The 14,082-nt window shown below is 58.1% G+C and carries 14 protein-coding genes; 10 read left to right on the top strand and 4 right to left on the bottom strand.

Annotated features, from left to right (window positions below):
* The first annotated feature begins 83 nt into the window (after nucleotides 1–83).
* From metG to AC13RE_RS01410, 5 genes are all read left to right on the top strand, one after another.
* Nucleotides 84–1,637: a methionine--tRNA ligase gene (metG, locus tag AC13RE_RS01430; RefSeq protein ID WP_488561690.1), complete on the top strand. Its 1,554-nt coding sequence runs from the start codon at nucleotides 84–86 to the stop codon at nucleotides 1,635–1,637.
* Nucleotides 1,638–1,645: 8 nt separating this feature from the next.
* Nucleotides 1,646–2,428, top strand: coding sequence for a TatD family hydrolase (locus AC13RE_RS01425; RefSeq protein WP_488561689.1), 783 nt, complete (start codon nucleotides 1,646–1,648; stop codon nucleotides 2,426–2,428).
* Between the two features lie 4 nt (nucleotides 2,429–2,432).
* Nucleotides 2,433–3,260: an MBL fold metallo-hydrolase gene (locus AC13RE_RS01420; protein WP_112413779.1), complete on the top strand. Its 828-nt coding sequence runs from the start codon at nucleotides 2,433–2,435 to the stop codon at nucleotides 3,258–3,260.
* Nucleotides 3,257–3,748, top strand: coding sequence for a YbaK/EbsC family protein (locus AC13RE_RS01415; RefSeq protein ID WP_132716587.1), 492 nt, complete (start codon nucleotides 3,257–3,259; stop codon nucleotides 3,746–3,748). Before AC13RE_RS01420 ends, AC13RE_RS01415 begins: the two co-directional genes overlap by 4 nt.
* 74 nt (nucleotides 3,749–3,822) lie before the next feature.
* The gene (locus AC13RE_RS01410; protein ID WP_488561688.1) at nucleotides 3,823–4,302 is read left to right on the top strand and encodes an SRPBCC domain-containing protein; all 480 of its coding nucleotides are present in this window, start codon (nucleotides 3,823–3,825) and stop codon (nucleotides 4,300–4,302) included.
* A 183-nt stretch (nucleotides 4,303–4,485) separates the two neighbouring features.
* On the opposite strand, the gene AC13RE_RS01405 is transcribed toward AC13RE_RS01410, so the two are convergent.
* The 3 genes from AC13RE_RS01405 to AC13RE_RS01395 form a co-directional block, all read right to left on the bottom strand.
* Nucleotides 4,486–5,229: a class I SAM-dependent methyltransferase gene (locus tag AC13RE_RS01405; RefSeq protein ID WP_488561687.1), complete on the bottom strand. Its 744-nt coding sequence runs from the start codon at nucleotides 5,227–5,229 to the stop codon at nucleotides 4,486–4,488.
* Between the two features lie 458 nt (nucleotides 5,230–5,687).
* Nucleotides 5,688–6,542 carry a D-alanyl-D-alanine carboxypeptidase family protein gene (locus AC13RE_RS01400; RefSeq protein ID WP_488561686.1) on the bottom strand — a complete coding sequence of 285 codons (855 nt, stop codon included), beginning with the start codon at nucleotides 6,540–6,542 and terminating at the stop codon, nucleotides 5,688–5,690.
* A gap of 269 nt (nucleotides 6,543–6,811) precedes the next feature.
* Nucleotides 6,812–7,039, bottom strand: a complete 228-nt coding sequence (locus AC13RE_RS01395) for a DUF1127 domain-containing protein (protein WP_488561685.1) — start codon at nucleotides 7,037–7,039, stop codon at nucleotides 6,812–6,814.
* A gap of 54 nt (nucleotides 7,040–7,093) precedes the next feature.
* On the opposite strand from AC13RE_RS01395, the gene AC13RE_RS01390 reads away from it, so the two are divergent.
* Nucleotides 7,094–8,020: a LysR family transcriptional regulator gene (locus tag AC13RE_RS01390; protein WP_488562525.1), complete on the top strand. Its 927-nt coding sequence runs from the start codon at nucleotides 7,094–7,096 to the stop codon at nucleotides 8,018–8,020.
* Between the two features lie 57 nt (nucleotides 8,021–8,077).
* Here AC13RE_RS01390 and AC13RE_RS01385 read toward each other — a convergent pair whose 3' ends face one another.
* Entirely contained in the window at nucleotides 8,078–8,734 is a 657-nt protein-coding gene (locus tag AC13RE_RS01385) for a dihydrofolate reductase family protein (protein ID WP_488561684.1), read from the bottom strand.
* A gap of 226 nt (nucleotides 8,735–8,960) precedes the next feature.
* Here AC13RE_RS01385 and AC13RE_RS01380 point away from each other — a divergent pair, with 226 nt between their 5' ends.
* The 4 genes from AC13RE_RS01380 (at nucleotide 8,961) to AC13RE_RS01365 (ending at nucleotide 14,079) form a co-directional block, all read left to right on the top strand.
* Nucleotides 8,961–10,850: an ABC transporter ATP-binding protein gene (locus AC13RE_RS01380; protein ID WP_488561683.1), complete on the top strand. Its 1,890-nt coding sequence runs from the start codon at nucleotides 8,961–8,963 to the stop codon at nucleotides 10,848–10,850.
* A gap of 2 nt (nucleotides 10,851–10,852) precedes the next feature.
* The gene (locus tag AC13RE_RS01375) at nucleotides 10,853–12,754 is read left to right on the top strand and encodes an ABC transporter ATP-binding protein (RefSeq protein WP_488561682.1); all 1,902 of its coding nucleotides are present in this window, start codon (nucleotides 10,853–10,855) and stop codon (nucleotides 12,752–12,754) included.
* 37 nt (nucleotides 12,755–12,791) lie between these two features.
* Nucleotides 12,792–13,382, top strand: coding sequence for an NADPH-dependent FMN reductase (locus tag AC13RE_RS01370; RefSeq protein ID WP_488561681.1), 591 nt, complete (start codon nucleotides 12,792–12,794; stop codon nucleotides 13,380–13,382).
* Nucleotides 13,383–13,572: 190 nt separating this feature from the next.
* On the top strand, nucleotides 13,573–14,079 hold the full coding sequence (locus AC13RE_RS01365) for a winged helix-turn-helix transcriptional regulator (RefSeq protein WP_488562524.1): 507 nt from the start codon (nucleotides 13,573–13,575) through the stop codon (nucleotides 14,077–14,079).
* Nucleotides 14,080–14,082: the final 3 nt, after the last annotated feature.

Here is a 14,082-nt window from a genome sequence, read left to right as displayed (position 1 = left end):
GTTTCGCTCATGGCAAACATGCGCTAAAGCGAGCGGAGCAAGAATAACAGCGACGTAACAGTAAAAGCGGGCCACTGCCTCACATGACCGAAAAAACTCCGTTCTACATCACCACCGCGATCGCCTATCCCAACGGTAAGCCGCATATCGGCCATGCCTATGAGCTGATCGCCACCGATGCGCTGGCACGTTTCCAGCGCCTCGATGGCCGCGATGTCTTCTTTCTGACGGGTACGGATGAGCATGGCCAGAAGATGCAGCAGACGGCGCGGGCAGAAGGCATGGAACCGCAGCAGCTCGCCAATCGCAATTCCGATGAATTCCAGGCGATGGGCAAGCTGCTGAATGCGTCGAATGACGATTTCATCCGCACGACGCAGGCGCGCCACCACGAGACCTCGCAGAACATCTGGAACCTGATGGCCGATGCCGGTGACATCTACAAGGATTCCTATGCCGGCTGGTATTCCGTGCGTGACGAAGCCTATTACCAGGAAAACGAAACCGAGCTGCGCGCCGATGGCGTGCGCTACGGGCCGCAAGGCACGCCGGTCGAGTGGGTGGAGGAGGCAAGCTACTTCTTCAAGCTCTCCGAATACCAGGACCGGCTGCTGAAGCTTTACGAAGAGAACCCGGATTTCATTGGTCCGGCCGAACGCCGCAACGAAGTCATTTCCTTCGTCAAGTCCGGCCTGAAGGATCTGTCGATTTCCCGCACGACTTTCGATTGGGGTATCAAGGTACCTAACGATCCGTCGCACGTCATGTATGTCTGGGTCGACGCTCTGACGAACTACATCACGGCGACCGGCTACATCGAGGATAGGAACAATCCGAGGGCGAAATACTGGCCTGCCGATCTTCATATCATCGGCAAGGACATCATTCGCTTCCACGCCGTCTACTGGCCAGCCTTCCTGATGTCGGCGAAGCTGCCGCTGCCGAAGCGTGTCTATGCCCATGGCTTCCTGCTCAACAAGGGCGAGAAGATGTCGAAGTCGCTCGGCAACGTCGTCGATCCGGTCAATCTGGTGAACCATTTCGGCCTAGACCAGGTGCGCTACTTCTTTCTGCGCGAAGTCTCCTTCGGCCAGGACGGCAGCTACAGCGAAGAAGCGATCGGCACGCGCATCAATTCCGACCTCGCCAATGGCATTGGCAATCTCGCCAGCCGCTCGCTGTCGATGATCGTCAAGAACTGCGACGGCCAGATTCCTGAATGCGGTCCACTGACCGACGAAGACAAGGCGCTTTTGGCTCAGGCCGACGCGTTGCTTGCCTCGACCCGCGAAGACATGGGCAAGCAGCTTATCCATCGCGCTCTCGCTTCCATCATCGCGGTGGTTTCAGAAACCGACCGCTATTTCGCGAGCCAGGAGCCCTGGGCGCTGAAGAAGACCGATCCGGCGCGCATGGCAACCGTGCTCTATGTCACGGCCGATGTCGTGCGTCAGATCGGCATTCTCCTGCAGCCCTTCATGCCGGAATCCTCGGGTAAGCTCTTGGATCTCATCGCCATCCCAGCCGACAAGCGTGATTTCGCAGCCCTCGGCGAGGCCGGCCGCCTCGTTGCCGGAACGCCGCTGGAGGCCCCAAAGCCGGTCTTCCCGCGCTATGTCGCGCCGACTGCCGAATAAGGTTTTCCATGCTGATCGACACGCACTGCCATCTGGATTTTGCCGACTTCGAAGAGGAGCGCGACGCGATCGTCGCTCGCGCTCACGAGATGGGCGTCAAGCAGATGGTCACCATTTCGACAAAGGTCAGGAAGCTCGACGGATTGCTTGCTCTTACCGAGCGTTATCCGACGGTTTTCTGCTCGGTCGGCACCCATCCGAACAGCGCCGATCAGGAGCTTGATATCCAGACGGAAGATCTCGTGAGGCTGGCAAACCAGCACGAGAAGATCGTCGCGATCGGCGAGGCGGGTCTCGATTACTTCTACGATACCGTCAAGCCGGAAGATCAGAAGACCGGTTTCCTGCGCCATATAGCGGCCGCGCGCGAAACGCAGCTACCGCTGGTTATCCATAGCCGCAGCGCCGACGAAGACATGGCCGCGATCCTGACTGAGGAAACAGGGAAGGGGGCTTTCCCCTTTATCCTCCATTGCTTTTCTGCCGGCCCTGCCCTTGCCCAGACCGGCGTCGAGCTCGGCGGCTATATTTCCTTTTCCGGCATCCTGACCTTTCCGAAATCGGAAGAGCTGCGCGAGATCGCCAAGACTGTCCCACACGATCGTCTGTTGGTCGAAACGGATGCGCCATATCTCGCGCCGAAACGCTGGCGGGGAAAACGCAACGAGCCGTCCTATGTCATCAACACTGCCGAAGTGCTGGCCGATACAATCGGTGTCAGCATGGACGAGATCGCCGACATCACGACCGAAAACGCCTTCCGCTGCTTCTCCAAAATGACGAGGGTCTGACGTCGTGACATACCGGCGACGCTTCACCATTTTGGGCTGTTCATCGTCGCCGGGTGTTCCGCGTATTACCGGCGATTGGGGCGCCTGCGATCCGAAAAACGCAAAAAACCGTCGCACGCGCGCTGCCTTTCTCATCGAGCAGATCGCACCGGATGGCGGCATTACCACCGTCGTCATCGATACAGGTCCGGATTTCCGCGAACAGATGATCCATGCCGGCGTCAGCTTCATCGACGCCGTTCTCTATACCCACGCCCATGCCGACCATATTCACGGCATCGATGATCTGCGCGGCTATTTCCATATCTCGAACGAGCGCATCCCGATCTATGCCGATCCGCCGACGATGGACCGCATTCGCGAAGGCTTTCGCTACTGCCTGGAAACGCCAGCCGGCAGCAGCTATCCGCCGATCGTGCGGCCGGTGCTGATCGAAAATCTCGAGAAAAGTTTCGTGATCGATGGGGCAGGCGGTCCCATCCGCTTTTGGCCGCACAAGCAAGTCCACGGCGATATCCATTCGTTGGGCTTCCGTATCGGCAAACTCGCTTATTGCAGCGATATCAGTGACTTCCCGCCGGAATCGATAGAAAGAGTTCAAAACCTCGACATTCTGATCATCGACGCGTTGCAGTATCGGCCTCATCCAAGCCATCTGTCGTTGGAGCAATCGCTCGAATGGATCGAACGCCTGGCGCCGAAACACGCCATCTTGACCCATATGCATACGCCGCTCGATTATGAAACCGTGCTGGCTGAAACGCCCGATCATGTCGAGCCGGCCTACGATCAGATGCAGATCGAACTCGACGTGGAGGATGATGAGCTATGAGCGAAGATATCAGGAAGCTTTCCAGCCTGGAGCGCGTCGAACTTGCGGCGCGCACGCTGGGGCTCGACATCTCGATCAAGCGCATGGAGCAATCGACGCGGACCGCCGAAGAAGCCGCCAAGGCCGCAGGATGCGCCGTCGGCCAGATCGTGAAATCGCTGGTTTTCGTCAATGCCGATACGCAGGCGCTGACGCTGCTTCTTGTTTCCGGCGCCCACAATGCCGACACCGCTTATATTGCAACGGCTTATGGCGTTCGGCTGAAGCGCGCGGATATCGATCGCGTTCGCGACGAAACCGGCTTTGCCATCGGCGGCGTCGCGCCCATCGGCCATCTGGTCGATCTGCCTGTCTTTATGGACGAGAGCCTTTTGGCTTATGATCAGGTCTGGTGCGCGGCCGGACGTCCGGACAGCATTTTCTCCTGCAATCCAACGACGCTGGCCGAGAAGATTGCGGCCAAGGTGATCCGCATCAAAGCAGGCTGAAGAGGCAAACGCTGTCGGCATTGAATCGGCCGAACCGTACGAAGCGCTGCAATGCGCACGACGAGGAGGATGTGATGAGCGAGGCAACAGGCGCGAAAAGAACCGACACGGCTTCCAGAATAATCCGCGCCACGCCACACACGATCTTCGACGCATTCATCAATCCCGATGCATTGATCGCCTGGCTTCCGCCCAATGGCATGACGGGGCACGTTCACGTCTTCGAGCCACATCAAGGCGGCAATTATCGGCTGGCGCTGTCCTATGATGCAGCGGATCATTCGACACCCGGAAAATCCTCCGAGCACACCGATATCGTTTCCGGCCGGTTCCTCGAAATCGTTCCTGATAAGCGCATCGTTCAGGCGGTGGATTTCGAATCCGACGACCCGGCGTTTGCTGGCACGATGATCATTACGTGGTCCTTTGTGGAGGTGCCATCCGGTACGAAGGTCACCATAGTTTGCGAGAATGTGCCATATGGTATCAGCAAGAAAGACCATGACGAGGGCTTGAAATCGACTCTCGAAAATCTCGATAACTATCTGAAATAAAATCAGAAAATTGCCCTCTCTTTCCAACCGCTATATTTGATTTAGTTCCATAATCTATCTTATCTGATGTTTATTCGTAACCGGGTGGGTTCCATTTTTAAATGCAACAAACACACAGCATCAGCCATGATTTCTTGGGCACGGCATGGCCTGCTCTTTTGCGCGATTGAACAGGCCCGCCCCTCATGCCTCGAGGGTCATGACAACGATCCAAGCCTGCCATCTGACGCCAGGGATTTTGAGCAGAAGATTGTCAATCTGTTCGCCGGTGCCTCGGACCGCGGTGCCGAACGGGCTCCTGCGAAACGGGATCGAGGCAAGCGTAGCGAGCCCGAAGAATTCCAGATCGCACTTCGAGAAATATTTGCGCACGATGTCGAAGTCGGATTTCAAGAGCGGGTGCTCATCGACCGTACGGGCCTCCGGCGTCCGATTGCGATAGAGATTGATCACGGGGTTGTGGCCGAGTGGTTCGAAGAAGAATGCCTTGCCACCGGGTCTGAGCACACGCCGGATCTCGCTAAGCGATTTCTCCAGGACCAGGTGGTGCAGGATGCCGCTGCCGAAGACGACGTCAAAACCCGCTGACGGTAGGCTCATATCCTCGGCATTATCGACCTGGAACGTCACGTTGTCGATTCCGAGAAGAGCCGCCGAATTCTTGGCCTGCTGAATAGCGACATCAGAAATGTCGATACCGGTGATCCGCTTGGCGGAGTGCGCAAGACCAATGCTGCTCATGCCGTTCGAGCATCCGTATTCGAGTACATCCCTTTCGGGACAGGCCGCCCTCACCAGCCGCCAATAGGTGACCACAGCGGCTCTGACGGCGAAATAAAACGAATCCTCCTTGCGCTCCTCCACTGCACCGAAGCGTTCATTGTGAAAGTCGCGCTCACGCGTCAAACGTGCATCATCATACGTCATTCCGGTCCTCCAAACTTGACCCTAATGCGCTGAAATATTTGCTTTGCGAGATTTTATAGGAGCATCAGACCGGTCGCGGCCAATGATGGATCCTTCATTTCGGAGAATACAAACTGAAACCAGATATCTCCGCCTAAGCGAATTCGCAGTTCGGCGCTGATTTCTACCAAATCACGACAAGCGCAGCGAACGAGCAACAGTAGACATAGGGCAGTCCGCCAGTTCGGCAATCACTGTTCGACTATTCATCATCAGAGAGCCCTCTCACTGATCAACGATGAAAAGGCCTTGCGTGAAAGTGGCGGTCGGGGTCATCGCACTTTTGCACGAAGAAACCCGCCCCCTCACCCTGTAATGTGGCAGGTTAACTTCTCCACGGAGCGACTTCGAAAACGGAGCCACCCCTCGTCAGCCGCCCAAAGATCAATGGTCGGCCGGACGCTGAAATCAAGCAGAAATCAGTTCGCCGAGCTTTGCTTGGGAGCGCCGGTCAATACCGTGGTCGTTGATGCCACGGGGGCCAGATAGGTGTCCAGAAGGCTCGCCATCTTGTCATCGCGAATTTGCGCCGTCTTCTCCCCCATGACCACGCCGACGACGCGGCGGCCGTTTTTCGAGGCTGACGTCACGAGATTGTAGCCGGAGGCATCGGTATAGCCGGTCTTGATGCCGTCGGCGCCTGCGTAACGATACATCAGATTGTTGTGGCCCCGCAGCTTCATGCCGCGGAACTTCATGCCGCGCAGCGAGAAAAGTTTGAACTCTTCCGGAAAGTCGCGCATGAGCGCAACGCCCAGCGTTGCCATATCGTGTGCGGTCGTGACCTGTTCCGGATCCGGCAAACCTGACGGATTCTTGAAGACGGTCTTGCTCATACCAAGCTGGTGCGCCTTCGCGGTCATGATCTTCCCGAAGCTCTCCTCCGAGCCGCCAAGCTGCTCGGCAATCGCGACAGCCGCATCATTGGCCGACAGGACGACGATGCCTTCAACAGCCTCGCGCGTCGTGACCTTGCGGCCTGCACCGATCGCGAATTTGAAGGGCTCCTTGCTCTCGGCATTCTCCGACATGGTCAGCTTCTGATCCCATTTCAGGCGACCGTCATGCAGCGCTTCGAAGGCGAGATAAAGCGTCATCATCTTGGTGAGCGAGGCCGGATAATTCAGCTCGTTCTCGTTGGATGCTTCCAGCACCTGACCGCTATGCGCATCCACGAGATAACTCGCCTGCCCGGCCTCCGCTGCCGAAGCTGCGCCGAGAAGCGATAGGGTCGAAATCGCCGCGGCGAGGAGCAGGGATTTTGTATTGAGCATGGATTTTGCGGTCTCGTACTTTGATGTTCCAGGCGAAACAGCAGATCACCGAGGAAACCGGCCGCCTGCTTTCGAGCGGAATGGATCGGGCAAATCTGTGGCGGAAAAAAGAACAACGGGATGAAAAAAGGACGATCGGAAAATACTCCCCAGACCATTTTGCCCGCCCTCGCCCAAATGCCAAGCTTTCAACCGCTTTCCGCCGGCAACCGCTGCAAGATACCGCTCTATTCCAACCCGGGCCGATGGTTTGAACGCCTTCAAGCACCCTATCCCCAGAACCACGACTTATTGACTTCGGTCCTGGCTTCGGTGCGCGTCATGCCGATGTCTAGAAGCTGGTCATCGGTCAGCTCGCGCAGGCTCCATCTTGTCTCGCGCTTTTCAAGATAGGTCAGGAATTTCTCCAGCGCTTTTCGCCACAATCCCCGCTTTCGCCGACCTCTACCTGCAACGGCGGCCGCTGCTCGCATCGGTCTGTCGATATCGGTCGTCATTTTCCTGCTCCTCAGGCTCATATGAACATGGCTCAGGATGCACTGGCGCTGGCAATGAATGAAGCTTATGATATTTATACAAACCATAAGGAATTCTTTTTGCTCAACCTGGATCAGCTAGCCGCATTTGTCAGTGTTGTCGATCTCGGAAGCTTTACAGCCGCTGCCGATAAGGTCGGGCTCACACAACCGGCTGTCAGCCTGCAGGTGAAACTGCTGGAGCAGCGTCTCGGCGTAAAGCTGATCGAGCGCGTCGGCAGGCGGGCGCAGCCCTCGCCGGCCGGGCTTGATTTGCTTGCACATGCCCGCCGCATCATCGAAGCCTGCTCGATCGCAGAGGAGGCGATGACGCCTTTTCGGGAGGGATCGGTCGGACGCGTGCGGATCGGCAGCGGCGGCACCGCTTCGATTCATCTGCTGCCGCGCGCCATCGCCATGGCAAAGAAGCGCATGCCCGATCTCGAGATCATCGTCCGTGTCGGCAATATCGAGGAGATCCTGCGTGATCTCGAAGCCAATGCGCTGGATCTTGCGGTCGTTGCCCTGCCCGCCTCCGGCCGTTCGCTGGAAGTCGAGCCATTCCATGAAGACGAGCTTTTGGCCGTGGCCCCCAAGGGAAGCGCGATGCCGGAGGGCGGGCCGGATGTAGAATTCATGAAAACCAAGACGATGCTGCTTTACGAAGGCGGTAACACGCGTCGCGCCACGAATGAATGGTTTGAGGCCGGTGGGGTTCACCCCGAGCCGGCCATGGAGTTTGGCAGCGTCGAGGCGATCAAGGAACTGATCGCCGCCGGCCTCGGATGGTCCATCCTTCCCGACATGGCTCTGAGACGGGATAGGTCGGACCAGCTGGTTACCTCGCCACTCAAGCCGAGGCTCGTTCGGCAACTCGGCATGGTGTTGCGCCGGGACAAGCATCTCACAAGAGGTCTTCGCGAAGTCATGAAAGCGCTGCGTGATTTTCAAACATCGGAATAGGCGATATAAGCCTTGGCGGGACATCTAGACGGTGTCCCGCTGCCGACCTTTGGCTGCCTATTCGAGCCGCCTGCGGCGCTCCATCTCCTCTTCAGAGGGATTGTGACCAACGAAGGAACCCGTCTTCACCGGCCCATCGGGTTCGTAGGTCGCGAAGATGACGCCGGTCGGAGAGGTTTTGCTGCGCAGCAGCTTCATTGCACAAGGCACCGCCCCGCCGGCAAACAGCTTCTTGCCGCCGCCCAGAACCAGCGGAAAGATCACCAGATGGTATTCGTCGATCAGCCCGTGGCGGAGGAGGGTCTGAATGAAATCGCCACTGCCCTGAATCAGCAGATCCGGCCCCTCGCCCGCCTTCAGTTCCTTCATTGCAGCAACGACATCCTTGCCGAGCGATCGGCTCTTGTTCCATTTCAATTCGGCGTCGCCGCGCGTCGCGACATATTTGGTGACGCTGTTGAATTTATTGGCAATTGGATTGTCGTTGTCGATATAGGGCCAATAGGCTGCGAAAATGTCATATGTCTTGCGGCCGAGCAGCAGATCGAACGGCTTTTCGAACAGTTCGAAGAGCGTCTTGCCGGTTTGCTCGTCAGAGTGCGGGAAGACCCAGCCGCCATACTTGAAGCCGCCGGTCGGATCCTCGTCCGGACCACCGGGTGCCTGCATAACGCCGTCGAGGCTGATAAATGTCGCTGCGATAATCTTGCGCATGGTGCTCTCCTTTTCTGGCACGGTGCCCCAAGGACGCCTCATCAAACTCCATCCCGACATCTCATCGGCAATTTTTGAACACGCAATCTAACGTTCGCGTGGCACTTGTGACCGATTGACTCTTGAACGTCGCCATGGAATCGGCAAAATTCATCCTATCAATACTTTCCCTGAGATACGAACCCGTCTGCGGGCCCGCCTCGTTCAATTATGCCTGGATAAAAGCGTGAGCAGCGATTCATCAAGAAGCGCGGCGAAGCCATTGGCCTCGCGCGCGCATATCAATGCGGTCGGTTGGGGCCAAGGCCTGTCGACGATCGTCCGGATCACCCATATGACGCTGCGCCACCCATGGCAGACGAGCTTCGCCATAGGGGCAACATTCGTAGCTGCAACGTTGCAGCTGACGATCCCGCGCCTGCTCGGTCGCGCGGTCGATCAGACACAGACAGCGGTCGCTGGCGGTACCGCTGGCCAGATCGCCGAAAATGCTTTGGCGACGACCGCTTTGCTGTTGCTTATTGTCAGCATTCTGCGCGGCCTGTTCACGATGGTGCAGAACTATTACAGCGAATCCGTCGGCCACCATATGGGCTATGAGCTCCGGCTTGCCTGCTACGAGAAGATCCAGCAGCTCTCCTTCAGCTTCCACGATAAGGTCCATTCCGGTGATCTTATCACCGTCGGCCTGCTCGATCTCGAAGGCGTGCGCATGTATTTCTCCACCGCGCTGGTGCGCATGGTGCTGCTCACCATGCTGATCGGTGTCGGCGCCTATATGCTGCTTACGACGGATGTGGCACTCGGCCTCCTGGCCCTGAGTTTCGTGCCCTTCGTCGCTTGGCGCTCCTCCGTGACGCAGCTGCGGCTGCGGTCGACATGGCTCGAGCTGCAGGAACGGCTCTCGGTGCTGACGCGCGTCATGGAGGAAAATCTCGGCGGCATCCGTGTCGTCCGGGCCTTTGCCGCTCAGGCGCATGAAATCCTGAAGTTCGATCGCGCCTCCTACAATGCGCTTTCGCTGGCGCACAAGCGCGTCGGCATCCGCGTGGTTAATACCAGCGCCATGAACTTCTCCTTTTTCGCGTCTATGGGGCTCGTGCTTTGGCTGGGTGGTCTCAAGGTCATTGCGGGTGAGATCAGCGTCGGCACGCTGGCCTCATTCCTGACCTTCATGACCATCCTGCAGATGCCGGTGCGCCAGCTTGGCCTGATGGTGAATGCCTTCGCCCGCGCATCGACCTGTGGCTCGCGCCTGTTTGCGCTGCTCGATCTCGATATCCCCATCAAGGATGCCCCGGACGCCAAGCCGCTCGTCGTCACCAATGGCACACTGCGGTTCGAGAATGTCGACTTCAGCTATCCAGGCGCTGAGGAGCGCCCTGTGCTCAAGAATATCTGTTTCGAGGCAAGACGCGGTGAAACGATCGGCATTGTCGGCCCGCCCGGTAGCGGCAAGTCCACCATCGCGCATCTCATTCCACGCTTCTACGATGTCACGGCGGGAGGGATCACCCTTGACGGTCAGGATATCCGCAAGACAACGCTGCAATCGCTGCGACAAAACGTTGCCGTCGTGCAGCAGGATTCCTTCCTGTTCACCACAAGCATCGAGAACAACATTGCCTATGGCGATCCTTGGGCAAAGGAAACCCGCATCGAGCGCGCCGCAGAGTCGGCGCAGCTGCACAATTATATTCTCGGTCTACCCGCCGGCTACACCACGGTCGTCGGCGAGCGCGGTGTGTCCCTTTCCGGTGGTCAGCGCCAGCGTCTGACGATCGCTCGCACATTGATGCTGAAGCCCGCCGTCATGGTCTTCGACGATTCCACCGCCGCGATCGACGCCGCGACGGAGCAGCGCATCCGCAGCGCCATGAAGCGTTTTGCCCGCGACCGTGTGACCCTGATCGTCGCCCATCGACTGAGCTCGCTGATGCATGCGGACCAGATCCTTTTCATCGAGGATGGCGAGATCGTCGAGCGCGGCACGCATGAGCAGCTTTTGGCCGCAGCTGGCCGCTACAAGGCGCTTTACGATCTCCAGGTTCGCCCGGAGGACGATGTCATCAGGACATCGGGCGACATGCTCGAAAGAGCAAAAAGGGAGGTATGACGATGTCGGAAATCACCGAAACCGAGCGCAACGATGTGCGCGAAGACGGTCGCCGCCCTCCCCGCGCAGTTGTCGGCTCGCACCGCGTCGAAGAAGAGATCTTTGGCAAGGTCTTCGACAGCAAGATCATCCGCCGCATCTGGGCCTTCGTCAGCCCTTACCGCCGGCAGGTCTATATTTCGGTCGTCGCCGTTCTGCTTTTCACGGGATCGCAGATCGTCATCCCGCTTGTGATCCGGCATGCGATCGACAATGCGATGGCACCCGGTGCCATCGATTACTCCGCGCTCTGGCTGTCCCTAGCGATTTTTGCTGCGGCAATCCTCGTCAATTACGGGGCGAGCTACGTACAAGAAACCTTTGTCGGCCAAGTCGCCGAAGAAGTCTTGTTCGACATACGCCGGGCGATGTTCGCGCATCTGCAGCGCGTCTCTCTGTCCTTCATGGACAAGACGGAAGTCGGACGTTTGATGTCGCGCCTGCAGGGCGACGTGAATTCCATGCAGGAATTCCTTGAAACTTCAGTGCTTTCCGTCGGCGATATAGCTCTGCTTTTCGGTATCGTCATCGTCATGCTGTCGCTCGATTTCCGGCTCGGCCTGCTGACGCTCTCCGTCATGCCGATCCTCTTCATCGTGCGGCTGTTCTGGCTGCCGAAAGCGCGTGTCGCCTTCATGAACGCGCATGAGACCAACTCCATCACCAATGGGGCGCTGGCGGAGGCCATCCATGGCGTACGCGCTGTCCAGGGCATGCATCGGCAAGCCGTCAATTTCGCTCTTTTCGACGACAAGGCACATACGAATCTTCAGTCGCATCTGACGGCGGCACGCTATGCGCAGATCATGGTGCCGATCGTCGATACGCTGACCGGTATGGCGATGGCGATCGTCATCATCGTCGGCGGCTCGATGGTGCTGAACCACAGGCTCGATGTCGGCATCATGGTCGCCTTCCTGTTCTACATCCAGCGCTTCTTCGATCCGATCCGTTCGCTCACCATGCAATATTCGGTGATGCAGCGCGCCATGGCCTCCGGCCAGCGGTTGACCGAAGTGCTCGACGTTCCGGTCGACATCAAAGATGCGCCGGATGCGATCGAGCTGTCGGCCGACATGGACGGCTCGGTGGAATTTCGCGATGTGATCTTCGGCTATGATCCAAAGCACCCTGTGCTGAAGAATGTCAGCTTCAGGGTCAATCCAGGAGAAACGGTGGCGCTGATCGGGCCGACGGGCTCGGGCAAGTCCAGTTCGATGGCGCTCATTCACCGATTCTATGACGTGCAGCAGGGCCAGGTACTGGTCGGCGGTCACGACGTGCGCTCCCTCACCCAGGATTCGCTCGGCCGCCAGATCGCCATGGTGCTGCAGGAGCCGTTCCTCTTCACCGGCACGGTGCTGGAGAACATCCGCTATAACAAGGCGGAAGCGACGCGCGAAGACGTCATAGAAGCCGCCAAGGCCGTCGGCGCGCATGAGTTCATCATGCGCCTTCCGGATGGCTACGATTCCGTTCTCGGCGAGCGCGGCGGCGGTCTTTCGCTCGGCCAGCGCCAGCTCGTCAGCTTCGCCCGCGCGCTCGTCGCCGATGCCAAGATCCTCGTACTCGACGAAGCCACTGCGAATATCGACAGCTACACCGAAATGCTGATCCAGAAAGCGTTGGTGAAGCTGCTCGAAGGCCGCACGGGTCTCGTCATCGCCCATCGGCTTGCCACCATCCGCGAAGCCGACCGCATCATCGTGCTGCAGAACGGCCAACTGCTTGAAAGCGGCAACCACAATCAGCTGATGGCAAACGGCAAGCTTTACTCGAAGCTCTATAACCTCAATTATGCGTCCTTCGACGACATTCCGGAGGAAGAGGCGTCTGCTTCCGTGCCTGCGGAGTCGCAGACCTAGAGTAAGGTCACAAAAAACTGTGGGGGCATAATCAACAATGACCGACAGTATTCTGGTTCTCTACGGTTCCTACCGCTCGGATCGCCTCGGCATCCGTCTCGCGAATTATCTCGTAACCAGCCTGCGTCAGCGCGGAAACGATGTAGAGCTCATCGACGCCAAAACGGTTGGCCTGCCGATGCTGGACCGGATGTATAAAGAATATCCCAAAGGCTCCGCTCCCTCGGCCATGGAGCAGCTTGCGGAGAAAATCCGGACTGCCGATGCCTTCGTCTTCGTCACGGGCGAATACAACTGGGGTATGCAACCCGGCCTGAAAAACCTGACCGACCATTACCTTGAGGAGTGGTTTTGGCGACCGGCGGCCATTGCCAGCTATTCCGGCGGCCGCCTTTCCGGCGCCCATGCGGCGGTCTCCTGGCATGGCACCCTTTCCGAGATGGGAATGGTGGTCATCTCAAGCACCCTCGCAGTCGCCAATATCTCGGCCGCCTTGGACGCTGACGGCAAACCTACCGGGAACGGCGGCGATGCCCTTGCGAAGGCGTTTCCCCGTTTTGCCGAGGACCTCGCCTGGTGGACCGAGGCAGCAAAACAGCAACGTGCCCGCAAGGCACCTCCCTATTGAAAATCCGGAACCCGTAAACATCTCGTTTTGGTCATCGACACCTCGACGCAGAGGTCGCCTTTTTCAACTTGTGGCAAAACCCTCGAAAGCAGTCAGATTTCGCGCTTGCAGATCGCGCTTTCGCCTATGCGAAGTCAGCGTGCGCTAGTAACTTGCATAATGATAGTTACTCGTGCTATCTGCCCTGTCCATGCAAAGAACGAGCTTCAGCACCTTCAAATGCCCTGCCGCCCGTGCGCTGGAAAGCGTCGGCGACTGGTGGAGCATCCTGATCCTGCGTGATGCCCTTCAGGGGTTGAGGCGGTTTGATGAATTCCAGAAAAGCCTTGGAATTGCACCCAATATTCTGACGCGCCGGCTCAAGCATCTGACCGATGAAGGCCTGTTTGAGCGACGGCTCTATCAAGAGCGACCGCCACGCCACGAATATGTCTTGACTGACAAGGGCCGAGATTTCTTCCCTGTGCTGATGGCGCTCTTCACTTGGGGCAATCGGCACTTGCCTGCCGAAGAAGTCGCCGTGCGGCTAGCCGACGCTAGCACCGGTGAAGATCGCGACCCACTTCTCATCGACCGCGTCACCGGCCGCGCCTTTCAGCCCGAAGACACGATCCTCGTGCCGGGACCGGCCGCCGACGACGCGGTTCACGAACGCATTGCCCAGATGAAAGCATGGTTTCTGGGCTTCGACGCCTGAGAT

The sequence above is a fragment of the Martinezella sp. CNPSo 3959 genome, from assembly GCF_057784355.1.
This window is presented reverse-complemented; position numbering and strand designations above follow the sequence as displayed.

Coding starts and splice junctions, on each gene's coding strand:
- metG (WP_488561690.1), top strand. CDS start 84: ATGACCGAAAAAACTCCGTTCTACATCACCACCGCGATCGCCTATCCC.
- AC13RE_RS01415 (WP_132716587.1), top strand. CDS start 3,257: ATGAGCGAAGATATCAGGAAGCTTTCCAGCCTGGAGCGCGTCGAACTT.
- AC13RE_RS01405 (WP_488561687.1), bottom strand. CDS start 5,229: ATGACGTATGATGATGCACGTTTGACGCGTGAGCGCGACTTTCACAAT.
- AC13RE_RS01425 (WP_488561689.1), top strand. CDS start 1,646: ATGCTGATCGACACGCACTGCCATCTGGATTTTGCCGACTTCGAAGAG.
- AC13RE_RS01385 (WP_488561684.1), bottom strand. CDS start 8,734: ATGCGCAAGATTATCGCAGCGACATTTATCAGCCTCGACGGCGTTATG.
- AC13RE_RS01370 (WP_488561681.1), top strand. CDS start 12,792: ATGACCGACAGTATTCTGGTTCTCTACGGTTCCTACCGCTCGGATCGC.
- AC13RE_RS01400 (WP_488561686.1), bottom strand. CDS start 6,542: ATGCTCAATACAAAATCCCTGCTCCTCGCCGCGGCGATTTCGACCCTA.
- AC13RE_RS01390 (WP_488562525.1), top strand. CDS start 7,094: ATGAATGAAGCTTATGATATTTATACAAACCATAAGGAATTCTTTTTG.
- AC13RE_RS01365 (WP_488562524.1), top strand. CDS start 13,573: ATGCAAAGAACGAGCTTCAGCACCTTCAAATGCCCTGCCGCCCGTGCG.
- AC13RE_RS01375 (WP_488561682.1), top strand. CDS start 10,853: ATGTCGGAAATCACCGAAACCGAGCGCAACGATGTGCGCGAAGACGGT.
- AC13RE_RS01395 (WP_488561685.1), bottom strand. CDS start 7,039: ATGACGACCGATATCGACAGACCGATGCGAGCAGCGGCCGCCGTTGCA.
- AC13RE_RS01410 (WP_488561688.1), top strand. CDS start 3,823: ATGAGCGAGGCAACAGGCGCGAAAAGAACCGACACGGCTTCCAGAATA.